The following is a 20,074-nucleotide window of genomic DNA, read 5'->3' as shown; positions in this document are numbered from 1 at the left end:
TCAGCCGAGAGAGATGTGTCCCTTGGAAAGGGGTTTTCTTGAGGTTTTCTCGGATAGATTGGCCCGGATCCGTGCGCCTGACGGCTACGGAAAGTAGCCGAAAATACGGCTCATCGCGTGTGCATGGCGGAGGACGAAAGCAATGAACAGCCGGCGAACTCGTTTAGGCTCCGCGATCGCGGTGATTTTGACGGTTTTGGTGCTTGTGCCGACAGCGGTGCTTTTCGCCCGTGTGTGGACCGACAACTCCGACAAGCGGGACAGCACCGACATGGAGAAGAAGGGCGTCGAGTTCATCACCGCCCTGACTCCGCTGGTCAGCGCGCTGGCTGAGTCCCAGTCGACAGCCGTGCAGGGTGTCAGCGAGCCGCCGCAGTCCTTGGCCGCCGCGGTCGCCGGTGTCACCGCCGCCGACGCCAAGCTGGGCGACGAGTTGCGGACCAAGGAGCGCTGGGCCGACCTGAAGGACAAGATCGGCAAGCTGTCCAAGGTCACCGGGCCGGTCGCCAGCCTCAACGCGCACGTCGAGGTCACCGACCTCACGCTCGCGCTGTACTCCGCCGTACGCACCAATGCCGAGCTCAACCGTGACCCGGACGGCGACGTCTCGAACCTCCAGCAGGCCGTGGCGATCGACATGCCGGTCACGATCGTGCGGGTGAACCGGATGGGCGACTACGCCGGCCTCATCCAGAACCCGGCCCTGCCGGCCGCCAGCCGCACCCAGGTGCAGGGGCAGTTCGCCCACGAGGTGCTCGCCGTGCAGGACTCGGTCAAGCAGCTCACCGACGACCTGCAGAAGGCGGTCGACAACACCCAGAGCGCGACCCTCAGCAGCAGCCTGGTCAGCTCGCTCGACTCGTTCCGCCGCGGCGTCGAGTCGATGGTGCGTGGCGCCGACCCGGTCGGCGGCGAGCCCAGCGTCGCGACGATGACCACCGCGCAGTCCACGCTGCAGGGCGCGCTCAGCAATCTGGCCGGCGTCACCCTGCGCGAGATGGACCGTCTGCTCGACGACCGGCTCGACTCGCTGAACTACCGCCGCGTCGAGGCGGTCATCATGGGCGCGCTCGCCCTGCTGTTCGTCGCCGGCGCCCTGATCTGGCCGGCGTTCTCGCGCCGCCGCGAGGCCGAGCCGGCCCCGGCCCCGGAGCGCCCGATCGGCGAGTCCACCCGCGACGTCGCCCTCAACCAGCCACCCGGCGGCTACGGCGGGCCCGGCTCGTACAACCAGGCGCCCGGCTACGGCGAGTTCGACCCGACACGGCGGGAGCGGTCCGGTGCTGTTCGGTAAGTTCCGCATCCTGGGCAAACTGGCCCTGCTCGTGCTCGTACCGCTGCTCGGCGTCGTGGCGCTGAGCGTGCCGATCATCGTCAACCGTGTCCAGGCCGCCACCGACGCGCAGAACATCTCGGATCAGGTGGCCCTGGCCACCCGGGTCGGCACCGCCGTGCAGGAGCTCCAGGAGGAGCGCCTGCTCTCGGTCGGCTTCCTGTTCCAGCTGGTCCAGCAGAACGAACTGGTGGTGCAGAGCGCCGCCGCCCGCGACGCCGTGGCCCGCGTGGACGACGGCAGCGGTGCGGTCTCGCGCGACCTGGCCCGCGCGCTGCGCAACACGTCGAAGCTGGAGAACACCCGGCAGAACGTGCTGAACGTGGCGATCCAGCCGAACGTCATCGTCGACGACTTCACCAAGGTCATCACGCCGATCATCAACGGCCTCGCCCTGTCGTCCAACGCCGACCTCAAGACCGGTGTCGGCCGGCAGATGTTCGCCCTCGAGCAGGCCCTGCGCAGTGACGACCTGATCAGCCAGGCCTCCGGTCACCTGACCTCGGCGGTGGTTCTCAAGGACCGCGCGCCCGCCCTGATCGGTCTGTTCACGCTGTCGCTGATCCAGCTCCAGCAGGTGATCGGAAACGCCGAGGCGTTCTTCACGCCCAGCCAGTACCGCCTCTATCTGGGCGCCCAGGAGGCCTTCTCGGCCCGTGTCGGTCCGAAGTTCCTCGAGGACGCCGCGACCAGGCCGGAAGAGGCGATCCAGACCCTCGACATCGGGACGCTGTTCCCGTCGCTGCAGTCGGTGCTCGTCCTCGGCGGCTTCGTCGAGAAGCGCGTCGCCGCGGACGTGGACGCGATCGTGACCAACAACCGCGACACGGCCATCCGCGACGCCTTCCTGATCGGTGGCGGTTCGCTCCTGCTGCTGCTCATCGTGGTCGCGCTGAGCCTGTTCATGGCCCGCGCGGTGGCCCGGCCGCTGCGCCGCCTCACCACTTCGGCCGACCGCATCGCCCGCGCCGCCGAGGCCGAGCTCGAGAGGGTGGCCGACGACGACGCCGAGTCCGTACGGCCGATTCGACTCGACCCGGTCGACGTCGAGGCCCAGGACGAGATCGGCGACCTGGCCCGCGCCTTCGACCGGGTGCAGACCACCGCCGTACGGCTGGTGGAGCGCCAGGTTCTCGGCCGGCGCAACGTGGCCCAGATGTTCGCCCACGTCGGACGCCGTACGCAGAACCTGGTCGGCCGCCAGCTGGCCCTGATCGACAACCTGGAACGCCGCGAGACCGACAGCGACCGTCTCACCGAGCTGTACCGCCTCGACCACATGTCGAGCCGTCTGCGCCGGAACGCGTCCAGCCTCGTTGTGCTCTCCGGTGGCGCCGGCGCCAACGAGCACATGGCCCCGCTGCCGCTGCAGGACGTCGTCCGTCTCGCCCTCGGTGAGATCGAGGACTACACCCGCGTCGACGTCGACGTCCCCGAAGAGATCGTGGTCGTGCCGGCCGTCCTGGCCGACCTGACCCTGCTCATGGCCGAGCTGATGGAGAACGCCACCGCGTTCTCGCCGCCGCACACCCGCGTCGTGATCAGCGCGAACGAGCTGCGCGGGGGCGCCCGCCTCGCCATCATCGACCAGGGCCTGGGCATGCCGCCCGAGCGCTTGGCCGAGGAGAACGCGCGGCTCACCCGCCGTGAGCGCCTCGACCTGGCCCCCAGTGAGGTGCTGGGCCTGTTCGTGGTCGGCCGGCTCGCCCGCCGGCACGGCATCGAGGTCACGCTGACCGAGACGCCCGGCGGCGGCATCACCGCGTGGGTCGACCTGAACCCGTCGCACCTGATCGCCCGGGTGTCGAGCATGCCGGCGTCCGAGATCCCGCCGTTCCCGTCGGTCGGCGCCCCGCAGCCGGGTCACCACACCTCGGAGTTCGCGCAGGTCTTCGCCGGTTCCGCCGCCCGCTCGGTGCCGGGCAGCCAGCAGCCGTTCGACGCCAACGTGCTGCACCGGGCCACCCAGACCCTTGAGTCCGGGCAGTCCTGGAACGCGTTCGCGCCGGTGCGGGCGACCGCTCCGGCGATCGAGGCCCAGCCCGAGCCGTACGCGGGTCAACCCGTCTACGACGCCGAGACGGTGTACTCGCCCGGGCCCGCCTATCAGCAGCCGGCTGCCTTCCAGCCGCCCGCGGCCTACCAGGAACCGTCGTACCAGCAGCCGGTCTCGTACCAGCAGCCGGTCGTCACGCCCGACTACGACCTGAACGCCCCGGTCGCCGGTCGGGTCCCGGCCGCGATGCCGGAGCTGCCGGCCGCCGGCCCGAGCGCGTGGCACCAGCAGTCGCCGGAGCCGCCGCAGGCCACGTGGTCGCAGCCGGCCGTCGAACCTCCGCCGTCCATGCCCGCGATCCCGCGGCAGCGGACCAGCGAAGAGGATTACCGGTACGCACCCCAGGCGTACCAGCCGCCGTCCCTTCCGGAAGCGCGACCGGCGGAAACCCAGCGACCGACGGACCCGTTCCGGTCGGCGGACACGCACCGGCCCGCGGAAACCCCGCAGCCGAGCGTGGGCAACACCGGCCCGCTGCGCCGCCGCGTTCCCGGCAGCCAGCTTCCGGCCGAGAGCGGCACACCCCTTCCCAGCCGGCCGCCGTCGCAGGACGACGCGATGGCCGCGCGGGCCGCGTTCGACGACTTCGAGGCCGGTGTCAACCGGGCTCAGTGGGATGTCGCCGAGACGCAGATGTCCTCGCCGCCGTCGGCCGGACACGCCCCGCTGGCTCGACGGGTTCCCGGTGCGACCCTGCCCAGGGACGAACCGAACTACCCGCCGCCGGCCTCTCCGAGTCTTCCCCTGGACCCGGACGCCGCCCGAGCCCTGATGGAACAGTTCGAGTACGGAGTCGCACTCGCACTGAACGAAACTCAGCCACAACCCGAGGGACAACCGCGATGACTTCCCCCTACAGCACCGACACCGGTAACGGCTACGCCCAGTCACAGCTGAGCGCGGAGGCCAAGACCTTCAACTGGCTGCTGGACTCCTTCACCTCCGGAACCGCCGGCGTGATCGAGGCCATCGCGGTGTCGTCCGACGGCCTGCTGATGGCGATGTCGGCGATCAAGGACCGGCCCAACGCCGAGCGCCTGGCCGCGGTCGTCTCGGGTCTGACGAGCCTGGCCGGCGGCGCCGCGAGCTGGTACCGGCTGGGCTCGCTGAACCGCGTCATCATCGACATGGCCGACGGGTATCTCCTGGTCACCGCGATCAGCGCCGGTTCGGTGCTGGGTGTCATCGCGGACCGCTCGGCCAATCTCGGCACCCTCGCGTACGAGATGACGCTGTTCGCCACCCGGGCCGGTGGCGCTCTGAGCCCGCGTTTGATCGCCGAGTTGAAGAACGCCGTTCAGCAATGACCTATCCGGACAGCGACGACCCGGCGTACCCGGCTCGGCCGAGTGTCCGCCCGTTCTTGCAGTCCGGCCCGCTCTCGGCCGGCGGTTACAGTCCCGCGATCCGGGACTCCGAGCCGCCGGCCGCGGAGCAGACCTCCGGCCTCCGCCCGTTCGTCATCACGTCCGGGCGCACCGACGGCACCGATCCCGACATCGGGATGGAAACCCAGGTGACCGTCAACCCCGCCGCCGGTCCCGTGCGCCTCTCCCCCGAGATGCGCGCCATCGTGGGCCTCTGCGGCGAGCCAGTCTCCGTGGCGGAGATATCCGCCCGGCTGCGCCTGCATCTCGGCGTCACACGCATCCTCGTCGGCGACCTGCGGGCCGCCGGCCAACTGGACGTCCACGTGCTGGACAACGAGACCCCCGACCCTGAGACCATCATGCGAGTGATCCGTGGACTACGAGCAATCACCTGACCGCCACGTCGGCACGGCCGCGGTCGGCAGTGGCGGGGACCGCCCGAAGAGGGCGCCGGTCCCGGTCAAAATCATCGTCGCGGGCGGCTTCGGCGTGGGCAAGACGACCACCGTCGGCGCCATCTCCGAGATCTCGCCGCTGACCACCGAGGCCGAGATGACCTCCGCGGCCGTGGGTATCGACGACCCCGGCCAGGCCACGATGAAGACGACGACGACCATCGCGATGGACTTCGGCGTCCTGACCATCGACCAGACGCTGAAGCTCTACATCTTCGGTACGCCGGGACAGTCGCGCTTCGCGTTCATGTGGGACGACCTGATCAAGGGCGCCCTCGGCGCGCTGGTCGTGGTCGATACCAACCGGATCGACGACTGTTATCCCGCCGTAGACTACTTCGAGCGGGCCGGGCTTCCGTTCGTCGTCGGCGTCAACACGTTCAACGGTCAAATGAGCTACAGCCTGGATGAAGTGCGCTGGGCCCTGGCCGTCCGCGAGGACGTGCCGGTGCTGGCGTTCGACGCCCGTTTCCGCGGGTCGGTCCGCGACGCGCTGCTCGTCGTGCTCGATCAGGCCCTCGACAAGGCCATCCGGCAGAAGTCCACGCATTCCTGACGGCGGTGTCCTCGTACCCCTGAAGGCGGGTGTGCGAGGGGTCGCGAAGATCGAGGTTCCCAAATCGGCCTCCGAGCGGGCAGAGTGGTATCTGGCGAGACCCGCTACGGAAGGAAGATCAGGTGCGAGGCGGACTTGATGACGCTCTCGACAAGCTCGCGCGCCGCGATGAGCTGCGACGGCGGGCTTCGGGCGAGGCTCCTGGCACCCCGCAGGCCGTGACCGAGCTCGTCGAGGCGGTCGCGGCCGTTGTCGCGCGCCACCCCGAGCTGGGCGTGAGCGTCGGCGTCGAGGGTTCCGGCGATCCGCTGCTGCTGCACTTCTATGTGTCCGAGGGCCAGGTCCAGGTGAACGCCGAGAACGCGGCCGCCCTGGCACCCGAGCCCGCCGGCCCCCGCCACGCCGACTTCGACATCGAGGCCGACGAGCCCGCGCGACCCGTCGCCGATCCCGTGGGCGGCGAGACCCGCCGGCTCAGCCACGACGATCAGGACCGTTTCGGCCCGGCCACGTTCGGTTATCCGGCCCAGCCCACCTCGGCCGCCCCCGACGACCGCTATTACGCCGAGTCCGACACCGCCGAGCGCCGCTACGGCTCGTTCGACTCGGCGCCCCCGCCGGCCGAGCCCGACCCGCGCTATCCGACCCGCGACCCCGGCGAGTCGTCGCGTGACCTGGGTGCGCGTCTGCGTGACCTCGGCATGGCCTCCGGCGGCCAGCCGATGACCTACGAACCCCACCCGTTCGCGGCCACGCCGCCGCCCCCGGTGCCGCCGGCCGCCGCGATGCCGTCGCAGCGCCCGCCCGCGCCTCCGCAGGAAGACACGGCCGGCACGACCCGCCGCATCCAGCCCGAGCAGCACCGCGCGCCGGCCGAGCCGCCGGCTTCCGAGCGTGGGCGGGGCCCGGTGCCCGAGCAGCGGGGCATGCCGACCCCGCTGCCGCAGCCGATCCCGTTGCAGGTCGAGCGACCGGAAGAGACCGAGATGGCCGCCCGGCGCCTCGCCGCCCTGCTTCGGGACGACCCGTCGCTGCTCGACAACCCGCGCGGCTGACCGATCCGAAATCACGCGACGTAATGTCGACGTCGCGACGCTGAGCAATCCGGTCATGTCCGTTTTTGTACCAACATGGCGCGCCTGAGATGTCTGGGTTAGGCCGTTCGGCCAGAGTGCACCGCCTCCCAGGCCGCAGGACTTGAATCACGCTCAGTAACTGAAATAGCGTCCAAGCCGTTCCCATTACGGCGCGTGACCTCCACCGGCTCGCGGCCCACCTGCGCACGCCCTCGGAGAGATCGATGTCGTTGCCCGAAGTCCATCTGGTCGCCGGCACTCCCGCCGAGGCCATGCGGCTCGCGCCGGTCGCGCTCGCCATGCGCGAGCAGGGCCGGCTCACCCCGGTCCCGGTAGCGACCGGAGCCGACCCCGACACGGTCGGCACGGTCCTGGCCGCGTTCGGGCTCACCCCGAAGATCACCCTGCCCGCCGGCGCCGACGACGCCGAGACCATGCGCCGCTTCGACGAGCTGTGGGCGGTCCGCACTCCGGCCGCCGTGGTCGTGCGCGACGGCGTCGCCCCGGCGCTGGCGGCGTTCTGGCGGCGCGTGCCGATCATGACCGTCGACGCCGGACGGCGCTCGGGCGAGCTCGGCTCGGTCTCGGCCCTGGAATCGCAGCGCCGCCTGCTGGCCCAGATCACCACCGTGCACCTGGCGGCCACCCCGCTCGCCGCGATGAACCTGCTGGACGAGCGCGTGATCGCCGGCGACACCCTGCTCACCGGCGGAACGGCCCAGGACGCGGCCCAGTTGCTGGCGGCCCGGACCCTCGTCGCCCCGCCGCGTGAACGCCGTACGGTCGTGCTGGGTGTCCCCGCCGAGCGGGCCGAGGCGATCGCCCCCGCGCTGCGCTACCTCGCCGCCCGTTTCGAAGACCTCGAGGTCGTACGGGCCGCCGACTGCGCACCCGGCCTCGACTTCGCCACCCTGCTCACCCAGGCCTACCTGGTCGTCACCGACGACGAGGACCTGGTCGAGCAGTCGCTGGCCGCCTACTGCCCGGTCCTGATGATCGGCATGGAGGCCCGGCACGCCGAGGCGCTGCACGCCGGTTCCGCCCGGCTGGTGCAGCCCGACCCGGCGGCCATCTCGGGCGAGGTCGCGACGTTGCTGGAGAGCCGGGTCCGCCGTGACGTGATGGCGCTGGCCGGCAACCCGTATGGCGACGGGCTCGCCGCCTACCGGGTCGCGCAGGCCACCGCGGCGCTGCTGGGCCACGGCCAGTTCCCCGACCCGATGCCCGCCAAGCCCACGGCCGGTGTGGCCCGATGAAGGAGGAGCTGATGGACGTCGTGTCCTTCTGGACGAAGTCCTGGACCAGCGACGACCGGGTCGCGGTGCGGCAGATGCTCGCACCGGACGCCGAGATCGAATGGAACCTGGACGCGCCGGTCGACGACGAGGAGCTGGTGCAGGTGCTGCACCGGATCGCGGCCTTCGCCGACGGGGTCGACGTGGTCGGGCAGACCCGGGCCGACGACGGCGCCGCGCTCGTCTACGACCTGCGGGCGCCGTTCGGGACGGCCCGGATGGTGGAGTTCCTGACCGTCGCCGGCGGCCGGGTCACCGAGGTGCGGCAGGTCTACGACGTGACGGCGACCGACCGCTTCTTCCCCGGCCTCTACGCCAACTAGCGCGACCCGAATCGGTCGAGCAGGGCGAACAGGTTGACCCAGTGGCGCTGCTCGGCCTCGCGGTTGTACATCGCGGTGTCCGACATCGTGAAGCCGTGCGGCGCCCCGGCGTAGACCTCGGACGTCCAGGTCACGCCGGACTCCTCGAGCGCGCTGTCCAGCACCTTGATCTGGTCGGGCGTCATCGACTGGTCGTTGTCGGCGTGGGCGAAGTAGACCTCGCCGGTGATCGCCCCGACGCCCAGGTGCGGGCTGTCGGGCTGGTCGGTGACGACCCGCCCGGCGTGGAAGCTCGCGACCGTCGTGATGCGGTCGGGGTGGGCCTCGGCCGCCACCAGGGCGCTGCGGCCACCCATGCAGTAGCCGACGATCAGCACCGGCCCCTCGGCCACACCCGCCTGGGCGGCGAAGAAATCGAGGTAGGCCTCACTGTCGGCGGCGACCACATCCCTGGTCAGCCCCTGGATCAGCGGCATCAACCGGCCGAAGGCGGCGCCACGCTTCTCGTTGTCGGCCAGCTCCTCGGCCGAGACCAGCGGCGACGGGCCACCCCGGTAGAGGATGTTGGGCGCCAGGACGGCGAATCCCCGCTCGGCGATCCGCTCGGCCATCTCGGCGATGCGCGGACGGAGTCCGAAAGCGTCCATGAAGAACAGCACGCCCGGAAACGGGCCGGCGCCGTCGGGCACCACGAGGTAGGCGTCGGCCGTCCCGTCCGGGGCGGGGATCTGCACGGTAGTCGTCTGCATGGCGCGACGCTAACACCAAGCGGGGATCGATCCCCGGTCCCGTCGGTACCCTGTCACCCATGGCAGATCGACTGCGTGCGGACGCGCAGCGTAACCGGGCCGCGCTGCTGGCCGCGGCCCGTGAGGTCTTCGCCGAGCACGGCCTGGACGCCTCGCTCGACGAGATCGCGCGTCGGGCCGGGGTCGGCAACGCCACCCTGTACCGCCGGTTCCCGACCCGCCGCGACCTGGTCGCCGAGGTCTTCGCGAGCCAGATGAGCGGTTATGTGGAACTGGCCGAGACCGCGCTGGCCGAAACCGATCCCTGGGCCGCGTTCGTGGCCTACCTGACCCGGCTCTTCGAGATCCAGGCGACCGACCGTGGCCTGTCCGAGCTGCTGGTGACCAGCCGGTTCGACGACGACGAACGGCTGGCCGACCTGCTCGCGACGGCCCAGCGGGGTGCCACCCAGGTGATCCGGCGGGCCCAGGCCGCGGGCCGGTTGCGCCCCGATTTCGCCCGTCAGGACATCAGCCTGCTCATGCGGGCTAACGCCGGCGTGCTGCGGTCCTCGGCCGAACCCGACGCGTGGCGGCGCTACCTCTCCCTCGTACTGGACGGCTTGAAGGTATTTAAGGATCTTTAAGGCTCTCCGCAAGACTGTTTAACGCGCCGACGCCGAGACTCGATTCCGCTCGATAACCCCGGCGATCGGAGTCACCCATGCAACGCAGCCGTCTGCGCCTCGCCATCTATGCCTCGGCCGCGGTCGTCGCCGTGGCGGGCGGCGTCGGCGCGGCAGTCGCGGCCACCAACCCGACCACGAAGGCCGCGGGCGTCCTCACCGCGTCGTTCAGCAAGGACAGTGACTGGGGTACGGGCTACCAGGCCCGCTACACGATCACCAACGGCACCGGCTCGGCCGTGAACGGCTGGCAGCTCGCCTTCGGCCTGCCCGCGAGCGCCAAGCTCGGCAGCTTCTGGGATGCGACGATCAGCACCGCGAGCGGCGTCTCGACGGCGAAGAACCCCGCGTACGCCCCGACGATCCCGGCCGGCGCGAAGGCCGAGTTCGGCTTCATCGTCAACGGCAGCGGCGCCCCGACCAGCTGCACGATCAACGGTGCGGCCTGCGGGGGCGGTTCGGTGCCGACGACCGCACCCACCACGGCGCCGACCAAGCCGCCGACCACCGCCCCCACCACGCGGCCCCCGACGACGGCCCCGACCAAGCCGCCGACGACCGCACCCACGACGAACCCGCCGACGACCACCGCACCGCCGGCCTCCGGAGCCAAGGTGCTCGTGGCCCCGTACGTGGACATGGGTCTGCTCTCGAACGGCTCGACCACGCTCAGCCAGCTCGGCCAGAGCGGCAACGTCAAGTCCTTCAGCCTCGCCTTCGTCACCAGCGCCGGCTGCAAGGCGAGCTGGTTCGCCGCGTTCGACCCGCGCGCCAAGCAGTTCGCCGACCAGATCAGCGCCGTACGGGCGAACGGCGGCGACGTGAAGGTCTCGTTCGGTGGCGCCACCGGCGTCGAGCTCGCCCAGGCCTGTGGCAGCGTGGCCGCCCTGCAGGCCGAGTACCAGGCGGTCGTCTCCGCGTACAACCTGAAGTACATCGACCTCGACATCGAGGGCGCCGCGGTGGCCGACCCGACCACGATCGCCCGCCGCTCGACCGCGCTGGCCGCCCTGCAGAAGGCCAACCCGGGCCTGAAGATCTCGCTGACCCTGCCGGTGCTGCCCGAGGGCCTGACCGCGGACGGCCTCAACGTGGTGCGCTCGGCCAAGAACGCCGGCGTCGACCTCGACCTGGTCAACATCATGGCGATGGACTACGGCCGGGCCGGGCAGGACTACGGCAACCTGGCGATCCAGGCCGTCAAGTCCACGAAGGACCAGATCAAGTCGGTCTACGGCAACAGCGACGCGGCCGCGTTCAAGATGGTCGGCGTCACCCCGATGATCGGCGTCAACGACGACCAGGGTGTCTTCGGCCTGGCCGACGCCCGCGACCTGGTCGCCTTCGCCAACCAGAACCACATCGGGTTCGTCTCCTGGTGGGAGGCCAACCGCGACAAGAACGCCTGCAACGGCGCGCTGTTCCAGTGCACCAACATCGCCCAGTCGCCGTTCGACTTCAGCAAGATCTTCGCCGGCTTCACCGGCTGAGCGGCACCACCTGAACTTGCCTTTCTCCATCCCCAAATAGGCGCGACTCCGGGCCCCCACCCGGAGTCGCGCCGTTTTACCGGAAGCCCTTGGCCGCTTCGGCCAGCGTCTCGCTCACCAGGTCCCACAGGTTGGTGCCGGGCGGCTTGTCGAGCCAGATGTGCAGCCCCACCCGCAGCGACGCGAGGAAAACGGCCGAGGTCATCTTCACCCGTACGCTGCCCGGGTCGTCCCCGGCGCGAGCGGCGATCTCGCCCGAGAGGTCGCGCTCGAGGGCCGCGAACGTCTGCACCTGCGCCGCCACGAGCGCGGGCTGGGCCCGTACGAGACGGGACTGGGCCACCCAGTGCGGGTCGAGATCGCCCAGCTTGAGATAGAACTGGCGGGCGGCCGCGGTGAGCGCCTCCCACGTCGGCTCGCTCACCGGACGGGCCCGCACCTGCTCGATCAAAAGGGTGATGCGCTGACGCTCCCCGTAGAGCAGGGCTTCTTCCTTGCTGCCGAAGTAGTTCGAGAACGTACGCCGGGAGACACCGGCCTCGTCGGCGACCGCCTCCACGGTGACGCGGTCGAAACCGTGCTCGATGGCCAGGCGCATCGCGGCGGCGTGCAGGGCCTGCCGGGTCGCGGCTTTTTTGCGTTCGCGCAGCCCGGGCTCGGCAGTCGTGCTCATGGCATGAGCGTACCGGCGTGTGATTCGCTTCTCAAAGAGCAAACTTGCGCAATAGGCAAGCTTTCTAAATAGTTGTATGAAGCAAATACTTCCTCGTCCGAGAGGCGGCTGCGCGCATGAGCGCCACCACTGTCGGCACCCGCCCGGGCGCCATGTCCCATCGCCAGATCATGGAGGCTCTCTCCGGCCTCCTGCTGGTGCTGTTCGTCGCGATGGCCAGCTCGACCATCGTCTCCACCGCGCTGCCCAAGATCATTGGCGCTCTCGACGGCAGCCAGACGCAGTACACCTGGGTCGTCACCGCGACCCTGCTGACCGCGACCGCCTCGACCCCGATCTGGGGCAAGCTGGCCGATCTCTACAGCAAGAAGCTGCTGGTCCAGATCTCGATCGTGGTGTTCGTGCTCGGCTCGATCGTGGCCGGCTTCTCGCAGACCGCGGGCCAGCTGATCGCCGCCCGCGCGTTCCAGGGCCTCGGCATGGGCGGCGTGCAGGCGCTGGTGCAGGTCGCGATCGCCGCGATGATCCCGCCCCGCGAGCGCGGCCGTTACAACGGCTACCTCGGCGGCGTCATGGCCCTGGCCACGGTCGGCGGCCCGCTGCTGGGCGGCCTGATCGTCGACTCCTCGCTCGGCTGGCGCTGGTGCTTCTTCATCGGCGCCCCGATCGCCGTGATCGCCCTGGTCGTCCTCCAGAAGACCCTGAACCTCGAGGTCATCCGCCGGGCCGACGTGAAGATCGACTACCTGGGCGCCGGCCTGATCGCCGCGGGCGTGAGCACCCTGCTCGTCTGGGTCTCGTTCGTCGACAGCTCGTTCGCCTGGATCTCGTGGCCGACCGCGGTCATGGTCGGCGCCGGCCTGGTGCTGCTGGCCGCCGCGATCTGGGTCGAGTCCCGCGTGGCCGAGCCGGTCGTCCCGCTCGACATCGTCAAGAGGCGCGGCACCGCGCTGGCCATCATCGCGAGCCTCGCGGTCGGCATGGCCATGTTCGGCGGCGCGGTCTTCCTGGGGCAGTACTTCCAGATCGGCCGCGGTTACAGCCCCACCGAGGCCGGCCTGCTCACGATCCCGATGATGGCGGGCATCCTGGTCTCGTCCACGGTCTCCGGGCGCATGATCACCAAGAGCGGCCGGCTCAAGCCGTACATCGTCGCCGGAACGGTCGTGCTCGTCGCCGGTTTCGCCATGCTCTCCTTCCTCGACCACGAGACCCCGCTCTGGTACGTCGGCGTCGCGATGGCCCTGGTCGGCGCGGGCGTCGGCATGTCGATGCAGAACCTGGTGCTCTCGGTGCAGAACACGGTCTCGCTCAAGGACATCGGCGCCGCCAGCTCGACGGTCGCGTTCTTCCGCTCGCTCGGCGGCACGATCGGCGTCTCGGTGCTGGGCGCGGTGCTCGCCCGCCGGGTCGGCGACCAGATCACCACCGACCTGGCCAACGCGGGTGTCCCGGCCGGCAGCACGGGTGGCAGCAGCACGCTGAACCTGGCCGCGCTGCCCGACTCGATCCAGCACATCGTGCGGGCCGCCTACGGCGACGCGACCGGGCACATCTTCCTGATCAGCGCGGCCATCGCGGTCGTCGGCGTGGTGGCCGCGGTGCTCATGCGGCCGGCCGCGCTGCGCTCGACGGTCGACGCGACCCCGGCTCCGGCCGCTGTCGCCGCCGACGAACCCGAGCCCACGCCCGCGCTCAGCCGCTGACCCACTCCACCTCTCGGGGCGGCGCTCGCTCCGCTTCACGCCTCATTGCGGCGCTCGCTCCCGGCGAGCGCCGCTTTGTTAACTCCGTAACCTTCTGTGGCGACATTGCTCACGTCTGTGACCATGGAACCGGCGGCTTACCGAGAGCTAACCTTCGGAAGCAGAGCGCTGATCATGGCGGAATCCCTCAACCGACGGGCGACGCGGTCGATCAGTGGCCCAGAAGCGAAAGGGGGTTGGCCACGTGGATCACCAGCGGGAAGTGCTCGACGCGGAGAGGCTCAACGCCGCCCTCCTCGAGCTGGAAGACGAGATCCACTGGGATGCCGCCCCGACCCTCGAGCTCGCTCAGCGCTACGAGCGCCAGGCCCGGCTGCTCGGTGACGAACTGCTCGTCGCCCGGGCCCGGCTCAGCCAGATCAACATGCGGATGCGCGCCGGCGACGTCGCCGAGGCCGCGCAGCGCATGTGGCACGTCCACCAGTGGGCCGTCGACCACGACGCCCACCAGCTGACCGCCCGCATCCACCTGGTGTGGGCGGCCATCCACCGTCACCTCGGCGACGCCGCGCAGAGCCTCGAGCACGCCGTCCGCAGCGTCGAACTGCTCGACGACACCGCCACCGACTTCATGCAGATCTGGCATCGCGCCAAGCTCGCCGACTCGCTCGCCTTCGCCGGCTCGATGGAGCCCGCCCGCGAGCGGTTCTCGCAGGCCGAGCGCCTCACGGTCGAGCTCGACCGGCCGTTCCTGCTGCTCTACGTGCTCAACAACTACGCCTACTCCGAGCACGCGGCCGGCAACTTCGCCCTGGCCGCGGAGGTCGCGACCCGGCTGCGGGCGCTCTCCGCCAAGCACGGCTACGAGCTCGACGCCACCGTGCTCGACACCATCGGCGCCATCGAGATGAGCAACGGGCACTTCGCCGAGGCCGAGCGGACCATGCAGGCCTGCATCGAGAAATACTCGTCGTTCCGCCGGCACGACGCCGACGCCATGCCGGAATATCTGCTCAACCTGGCCCGGGCCCAGCGCGGCCTGGGAGCGTACGAGCGTGCCCAGTCCAGCCTCGACGAGTCGCGCCGGCTCTGCGCCGACCGCGAGCTCGGCCACTTCCTCGTGCAGACGCACCAGGAGCAGGCCGAGCTGCACGCCGCCCGGGGCGAGTTCGCCGAGGCGTACGAGGCTCACAAGGTCTTCTTCTCGGCCTACAACCGTCTGCAGTCGGGTCAGCGCGAGGCCCAGGCCCGCACCCGGCAGGCGATGTTCGAGACCACCGAGGCCCGGCAGGAGGCCGAGCGGTTCCGCGAGCAGGCCCGCCGCGACCCGCTGACCGGTCTGCGCAACCGCCGCTACCTCGACGAGCAGCTCCCGCGGCTGATCGACAACGACCCCGAGCTCACCGTGGCCATCGTCGACCTCGACCACTTCAAGCGGATCAACGACCAGCTCTCCCACGACGTCGGCGACCAGGTGCTCGTGCAGGTGGCGAAGCTGCTGGAGACCGAGCTGGCGGTCGTGTCGCCCGAGGGCTTCGTCGCCCGGATGGGTGGCGAGGAGTTCCTCATGGTGCTTCCGGGCTGCCCGGCGTCACGGGCCGGCCACGAGATCGACGGCATCCGCCGCGCGGTCCGGGCCTACGACTGGGCCGAGATGACACGCGGGCTTCCGGTCACGGTCAGCATCGGCGTGGCGGGGGTCAGCGAGGCGGAATCCCGTACGCAACCGGGCCTGTTGTCCACTGCCGACCGCAACCTGTACGCCGCGAAGCACGGCGGCCGCGACCGCGTCGTGTGCGGAGTGCCCGGTCCGGATAGGACCCATTCGTACCGAGATCGCGCGTCCGCGGCCTGAGCAGCGACTTCCCCTCGTCAACGACGGGCCTGAATTTGATCATCTTCGACCGCTACGCTTTACCGACTGACGGACAGTCGGCTCTGTGCGAGTCGGGCGAGGAGGCGAACGAGTGGAAGAGGTTGCGCCCCCCGGCGTGAACATCAACGTGCCCCACTCGGCGCGCATCTACGACTACTGGCTCGGAGGCAAGGACAACTTCGCCGTCGACCGTGCCGTCGGCGAAGCGATGATCAAGGCGATCCCCGGCATGCGCTACATGGCCGGCGAGAACCGCAAGTTCGTCCACCGCGCGGCCCGCGACCTGGTCGAGAAGGAGGGGGTCCGCCAGTTCCTCGACGTCGGAACCGGCATCCCCACCCGGCCCAACCTCCACGAGATCGCGCAGCGGATCGTCCCGGCGGCGCGCGTGGTCTATGTGGACAACGATCCGATCGTCCTGGTTCATGCTCGAGCCCTGATGATCAGCACCGACGAGGGCCGCAGCGAATACATCTCGGCCGACATCCGCGACCCCGACTCGATCCTGAACGACAAGGTGCTGCGCGACACGCTCACCTTCGACGAGCCGGTCGGCCTCACGTTGATCGCCATCCTGATGCTGATCGCGGACGAGGACGACCCGTGGTCCAAGGTCGCGGCCCTGCGTGACGCGATGCCCTCGGGCAGCCTGCTGGCCATCACCCACCCGACGGCCGATTTCGCGCCCGACGAGGTGAACACCGCGGTCGCCGCCGCGACGGGGGCCGGCATGACCCTGGTGGCCCGGCCGCGGGCCGATGTCGAACGCTTCTTCGGCGACTGGGAGATGCTGGAGCCGGGGTTGGTGCCGGTTTCCAGCTGGCGGCCCGAAGAGCCGGTCGACGATCCCGCGGCTGCGTATTACTGGGCGGGTGTGGCCCGCAAGCCCTGAGCCCTGCTCGCGGCCTTTCAGCTCCATCCCCCTGCTGGGCGCCTTACTGAGCCCGTCGCCGGGCGCCGGCTGACCTTTTCCAGCGCCGGCTGGTTCGTCGCGCTGCTCGTCCTCGCCGCTCGCCCCCGTGCCGGACGCCAACCGGCCGGGCCGCCCGGCACGGGGGAACCAGACGACCCGACCGGAGTCGGCGGCGCCATGCGCCTTTTCACCGCAGCAGGTTTAGAACTCTTCCCGCCCGGGAACTTGCAGCTCAGCAACTACCTTTCGAGGATCGTCCACATAGCCACAACGGTCCGTAGTCGGACCGCGCCCGTGACACTCACCCACGGAAACAGAACGGCCCGCCCCAACTCCCTCACTCAAAGTGATCAAGGCCGACCGTCGCCGGACGCTCGGACCGCGATCAATTTCGGGCATCGGAGCCTCCCTCATCGGTCGTCGGCCGGTCGGCCGCGGGGTGGGCGCGCGGGCGGGACAGAGCGAGCCTGACCCCACCGAAACGGTGCGATATCACCGTCGCACGGCGCGTCGCGGCACTCACGTCGTCGGTGAGCGGCTCGTCCCGGCACAGCGGCGCCGGGTTGCCCATCCGCTGTTCCACCGCGAACGAATCCCCCTGGTCGAAGTGCTCGGGACCGATGTTGGGAACGGTCATCTCGTTACCTCTCGCTAGGACGCCCCCGCCAAGGAGCCTTGCGCCGAGGCCGCAGACACCGTTTCCGCGACCGATCAGTCACTCAAAGATGTCACCCTAAGTGACACCCGCGAGCATCGTACGTGCGTTATCATGCTCACAATCCCGTGAGTACGCAAGGCCAGATGCACGTGCATTTGCACCACCCGTGAGGTCCTTGTCGCGCAAACGGGAGATCATTTGACTCCGGACGATCCCCGACCGGAGGAGAACCAAGGGAGCGTCAACATGCAGTACGCGGTCAACGGCATCCCCGCCGGCCAGTTGGAAGGTGTCACCTGGCAGAAGAGCCGGCGCAGCAACCCCAGCGGCAACTGCGTCGAGTGCGCCGTCCTCCCCAACGGCGAGGTGGCCATGCGCAACTCCCGCGACCCCGAGGGCCCGGCCCTCATCTACACGCCGGCCGAGATCGAGGCTTTCCTGGGCGGCGTCCGCGACGGCGACTTCGACAACCTGCTCGGCTGATCGAGCCGGCGCAATCACCACGGCGCTGGCCGATCATGGCCGGCCGCCTCGGGCGTGAGGTGCCCATCTCCGCGTCCCGCCCGAGGCCGAAGAGCCATCCGTCCGATCGCGACAGCCGTTTGACAGGCGGCGAGACGATGGGGTGGCCGGGTAACGCGACGAGACAGGCCGCGTGCCCGGGAAAGGGATGGGCCTGCCTAGCGGTTCAAGCCAGGCAGGACCCGGGACGGTAATGCGGTCTCGTCCACGATCGTCGGCAGCGGGCGTGGGCGAGCCCTACCAGCACTCGCCTGTCACGCAATGCGGATAGGCGAGTGCGCCGAGCGTACCGCCGGTCGGCGCGCGGCTCCAGAGAGTCGCGGAAGATCAGGCCGGACGCCCCACTTCGTGGAGAAGTTTGCCCAGAATCTCGGGCGTGTGGCTCGGCGGCTCGGCGTCGATGCAGACCCGCTCCATCGCCATCGCGTACTGGTCGACGTCTTCCCGCTTGTCCAGGTAGATCGCGCTGGTCAGCTGCTCGACATAGACGACGTCGGGAAGCTCGGGCTCGGGGAAACGCAGAACCGCGAACGGACCGCCCGCCGCGGCGTGACCGCCGGCGTGGAACGGGATGATCTGGAGCCGTACGTTCGGCTTCTTGGCCGCCTCGATGAGGAACTCGATCTGGGCCTTCATGACCTCGACGCCGCCGATGGGCCGGCGCAGCACCGCCTCGTCGATGACCGCCCACAGCTGGGGGCCTTCGGGACGGTCGAGGATCGCCTGACGCTGCCGACGCAGCTCCACCCGCTTGTTCATCTCTTCCGGAGTGACACCGGCGTGGCCGAGCATGATGACCGCACGGGCGTAATCGGGTGTCTGCAGCAGACCGGGGACGAACTGGATCTCGTACGTGCGAATCAGTGTCGCGGCGGCCTCGAGCCCCAGATAGGACTGGAACCAACCCGGCATCACGTCGCTGAACTGCTGCCACCAACCGGGGTTGTTGGCCTGGCGGGCGAGCACGAGAAGAGCCTCACGCTCGTTCTCGGCCGTCACTCCGTAGAGCGTCAGCAGGTCGCTGACGTCACGCTCCTTGAAGCTGACCCGGCCCAGCTCCATCCGGCTGATTTTCGAACCCGAGGCCCTGATCTCCCACCCGGCGTCCTCACGGGTGATGCCCTTGGCCTCGCGCAGCTTCCGAAGCTGGGTTCCGAGGAGAATGCGCAGAACGGTGGGGCCACCGGTCGGCGCCTCCTCCTGCTGCGTACCCGCGCTCACCTGGCTCCTCGTCATCGCTGTCGTCACCGCTGGCGCTGTCGGCACCGCTGTTGTCACCGCTGGGAAGAGGCCTGGCGGCCGCAGTCCCTAGGCATCCTAAAGGGGAGATCGTCCACAACGAAACAGCGCGGGCACTCGCCCGGGCGTCTGCCCGCTGCGGATGCACGTGCATCCGGCCTTGCGAACGCCTTGGTACGCGAGCATGATAGCTGACAGACACGCACCGCCTGCTGACACAGCGTGGTGGAAAGTTCGGCTTCTCGGCCGACACGTAAGCCTCGGTGGCGTTCCCCCGCCATCCGGACGACCGAGTCCCGAGATCTTGGAGGGTCATCTCGATGTCCACGGCACCGACGTCCGCCCCGACCATCGCTCCGCCCCAGCGTGAACCCGGGGACGTGGCGCCCGCCGACAGCTACCACCCCTCCGACCGCGTGTGGGTCTACCGCGACGGCTGGCGGGCCGGCGTGATCGAGGCGGCTTCCCCCCGCGCGGTCACCGTCACCTACCGCCCCGGCGCCCACCTCGGCACCGGGGTCGACACGTTCACGGCGCCTTATGTCACGGCGCGCTCCAGCGAAGACCCGGCGGTCGACCGGCGTCACCTCGGCCGCGGCGTCTACACGCCCACGAGCCTTCCGGTCCGGGGTTCGGCGGCATGACCGGGGCGGTCACCGTCGCGGCCGTTGTGGGCCTTCTGAGCCTGCTGGCCGGCGTCGCCCTCGGGTGGCGTCTGCGTCGCGTCAACAACTGGTGCGCCGCCTGCGGCGACCAGATGGGCTGTACCGCGTGCGGTCAAGAGGCAGCCTGGCCCGAGCGCGCGGCCTCCACGTTCTGACGACTCTTTCCTCCAGGCCCGGGATTTCTCCCGGGCCTTCTTCGTTTCCCCATTAGTACGGATTCCGTATCGTGACGGGCCGGCTCCACCCGGTGATCCACATCCAGGCGCGGAAAATGGGCACGGCCGGTGCAAGAATCGGCCCGCAAGCGGTGCTACCAGGGACTACCCGGCGGGCACCCACCATCCGTGAATTGTCCGGAAAACGCATTTCCATGCACCGTTTTCCGCCACGCTTCGTATAAGTGGAACGCCCCCGAACCGGCCGGGGAATTGTTAAACCCTCGGTCTTTCACTGT

Annotated in this window: 20 protein-coding genes; 16 read left to right on the top strand and 4 right to left on the bottom strand. The window is 69.9% G+C overall.

Going from position 1 to position 20,074, the window contains the following annotated elements; genetic code table 11:
* The first annotated feature begins 217 nt into the window (after window positions 1–217).
* From JIG36_RS16255 to JIG36_RS16220, 8 genes are all read left to right on the top strand, one after another.
* The gene (locus JIG36_RS16255; RefSeq protein WP_307872746.1) at window positions 218–1,294 is read left to right on the top strand and encodes a hypothetical protein; all 1,077 of its coding nucleotides are present in this window, start codon (window positions 218–220) and stop codon (window positions 1,292–1,294) included.
* Window positions 1,281–4,235, top strand: coding sequence for an ATP-binding protein (locus JIG36_RS16250; RefSeq protein WP_203377108.1), 2,955 nt, complete (start codon window positions 1,281–1,283; stop codon window positions 4,233–4,235). The genes JIG36_RS16255 and JIG36_RS16250 overlap by 14 nt, the downstream gene beginning before the upstream one ends.
* A complete protein-coding gene (locus JIG36_RS16245) occupies window positions 4,232–4,696 on the top strand; it encodes a roadblock/LC7 domain-containing protein (protein ID WP_133874038.1) in 465 nt (154 codons plus the stop codon). The genes JIG36_RS16250 and JIG36_RS16245 overlap by 4 nt, the downstream gene beginning before the upstream one ends.
* Window positions 4,693–5,154 (top strand): DUF742 domain-containing protein, encoded by a 462-nt coding sequence (locus tag JIG36_RS16240; RefSeq protein WP_203377107.1) that lies wholly within the window; start codon window positions 4,693–4,695, stop codon window positions 5,152–5,154. The genes JIG36_RS16245 and JIG36_RS16240 overlap by 4 nt, the downstream gene beginning before the upstream one ends.
* The gene (locus tag JIG36_RS16235) at window positions 5,132–5,770 is read left to right on the top strand and encodes a GTP-binding protein (RefSeq protein WP_203377106.1); all 639 of its coding nucleotides are present in this window, start codon (window positions 5,132–5,134) and stop codon (window positions 5,768–5,770) included. Before JIG36_RS16240 ends, JIG36_RS16235 begins: the two co-directional genes overlap by 23 nt.
* A 122-nt stretch (window positions 5,771–5,892) precedes the next feature.
* Window positions 5,893–6,825 (top strand): hypothetical protein, encoded by a 933-nt coding sequence (locus JIG36_RS16230; protein WP_203377105.1) that lies wholly within the window; start codon window positions 5,893–5,895, stop codon window positions 6,823–6,825.
* A gap of 245 nt (window positions 6,826–7,070) precedes the next feature.
* Window positions 7,071–8,102: a UDP-N-acetylglucosamine 2-epimerase gene (locus JIG36_RS16225; RefSeq protein ID WP_203377104.1), complete on the top strand. Its 1,032-nt coding sequence runs from the start codon at window positions 7,071–7,073 to the stop codon at window positions 8,100–8,102.
* Between the two features lie 11 nt (window positions 8,103–8,113).
* The gene (locus JIG36_RS16220; RefSeq protein ID WP_203377103.1) at window positions 8,114–8,464 is read left to right on the top strand and encodes a hypothetical protein; all 351 of its coding nucleotides are present in this window, start codon (window positions 8,114–8,116) and stop codon (window positions 8,462–8,464) included.
* Here JIG36_RS16220 and JIG36_RS16215 read toward each other — a convergent pair.
* Window positions 8,461–9,213: a dienelactone hydrolase family protein gene (locus JIG36_RS16215; RefSeq protein ID WP_203377102.1), complete on the bottom strand. Its 753-nt coding sequence runs from the start codon at window positions 9,211–9,213 to the stop codon at window positions 8,461–8,463. The two genes, JIG36_RS16220 and JIG36_RS16215, sit on opposite strands and share 4 nt — an antisense overlap.
* A 59-nt stretch (window positions 9,214–9,272) precedes the next feature.
* Here JIG36_RS16215 and JIG36_RS16210 point away from each other — a divergent pair, with 59 nt between their 5' ends.
* Together JIG36_RS16210 and JIG36_RS16205 are read left to right on the top strand one after the other, a co-directional pair.
* Window positions 9,273–9,839, top strand: a complete 567-nt coding sequence (locus JIG36_RS16210) for a TetR/AcrR family transcriptional regulator (RefSeq protein ID WP_203377101.1) — start codon at window positions 9,273–9,275, stop codon at window positions 9,837–9,839.
* 77 nt (window positions 9,840–9,916) lie between these two features.
* Entirely contained in the window at window positions 9,917–11,368 is a 1,452-nt protein-coding gene (locus JIG36_RS16205) for a glycoside hydrolase family 18 protein (protein WP_203377100.1), read from the top strand.
* 76 nt (window positions 11,369–11,444) lie between these two features.
* Here the strand turns inward: JIG36_RS16205 and JIG36_RS16200 are convergent, their stop codons facing one another.
* Window positions 11,445–12,041, bottom strand: coding sequence for a TetR/AcrR family transcriptional regulator (locus JIG36_RS16200; RefSeq protein WP_203377099.1), 597 nt, complete (start codon window positions 12,039–12,041; stop codon window positions 11,445–11,447).
* A 116-nt stretch (window positions 12,042–12,157) separates the two neighbouring features.
* Between JIG36_RS16200 and JIG36_RS16195 the strand changes: the two genes are divergently transcribed.
* From JIG36_RS16195 to JIG36_RS16185, 3 genes are all read left to right on the top strand, one after another.
* Window positions 12,158–13,747 (top strand): MDR family MFS transporter, encoded by a 1,590-nt coding sequence (locus JIG36_RS16195; RefSeq protein ID WP_203377098.1) that lies wholly within the window; start codon window positions 12,158–12,160, stop codon window positions 13,745–13,747.
* A 244-nt stretch (window positions 13,748–13,991) separates the two neighbouring features.
* On the top strand, window positions 13,992–15,602 hold the full coding sequence (locus JIG36_RS16190; protein WP_307872745.1) for a tetratricopeptide repeat-containing diguanylate cyclase: 1,611 nt from the start codon (window positions 13,992–13,994) through the stop codon (window positions 15,600–15,602).
* Between the two features lie 112 nt (window positions 15,603–15,714).
* Window positions 15,715–16,515 (top strand): SAM-dependent methyltransferase, encoded by an 801-nt coding sequence (locus JIG36_RS16185; RefSeq protein WP_307872744.1) that lies wholly within the window; start codon window positions 15,715–15,717, stop codon window positions 16,513–16,515.
* A 406-nt stretch (window positions 16,516–16,921) separates the two neighbouring features.
* On the opposite strand, the gene JIG36_RS16180 is transcribed toward JIG36_RS16185, so the two are convergent.
* Window positions 16,922–17,173, bottom strand: a complete 252-nt coding sequence (locus JIG36_RS16180) for a hypothetical protein (RefSeq protein WP_203377096.1) — start codon at window positions 17,171–17,173, stop codon at window positions 16,922–16,924.
* A 267-nt stretch (window positions 17,174–17,440) separates the two neighbouring features.
* Between JIG36_RS16180 and JIG36_RS16175 the strand changes: the two genes are divergently transcribed.
* Window positions 17,441–17,677, top strand: a complete 237-nt coding sequence (locus JIG36_RS16175) for a DUF397 domain-containing protein (protein ID WP_203377095.1) — start codon at window positions 17,441–17,443, stop codon at window positions 17,675–17,677.
* A 366-nt stretch (window positions 17,678–18,043) separates the two neighbouring features.
* Here JIG36_RS16175 and JIG36_RS16170 read toward each other — a convergent pair whose 3' ends face one another.
* The gene (locus JIG36_RS16170) at window positions 18,044–18,952 is read right to left on the bottom strand and encodes a Sco1979 family transcriptional regulator (RefSeq protein ID WP_203377094.1); all 909 of its coding nucleotides are present in this window, start codon (window positions 18,950–18,952) and stop codon (window positions 18,044–18,046) included.
* Between the two features lie 323 nt (window positions 18,953–19,275).
* Here JIG36_RS16170 and JIG36_RS16165 point away from each other — a divergent pair, with 323 nt between their 5' ends.
* On the top strand, window positions 19,276–19,599 hold the full coding sequence (locus JIG36_RS16165) for a hypothetical protein (protein ID WP_203377093.1): 324 nt from the start codon (window positions 19,276–19,278) through the stop codon (window positions 19,597–19,599).
* A complete protein-coding gene (locus JIG36_RS16160; protein WP_203377092.1) occupies window positions 19,596–19,775 on the top strand; it encodes a hypothetical protein in 180 nt (59 codons plus the stop codon). Before JIG36_RS16165 ends, JIG36_RS16160 begins: the two co-directional genes overlap by 4 nt.
* Window positions 19,776–20,074 lie beyond the last annotated feature (299 nt).

This window comes from Paractinoplanes ovalisporus, assembly GCF_016834655.1.
Lineage (GTDB): Bacteria > Actinomycetota > Actinomycetes > Mycobacteriales > Micromonosporaceae > Actinoplanes > Actinoplanes ovalisporus.
The sequence above is the reverse complement of the archived record's forward strand: the minus strand, read 5'-3'. Positions and strand labels throughout refer to the sequence as shown.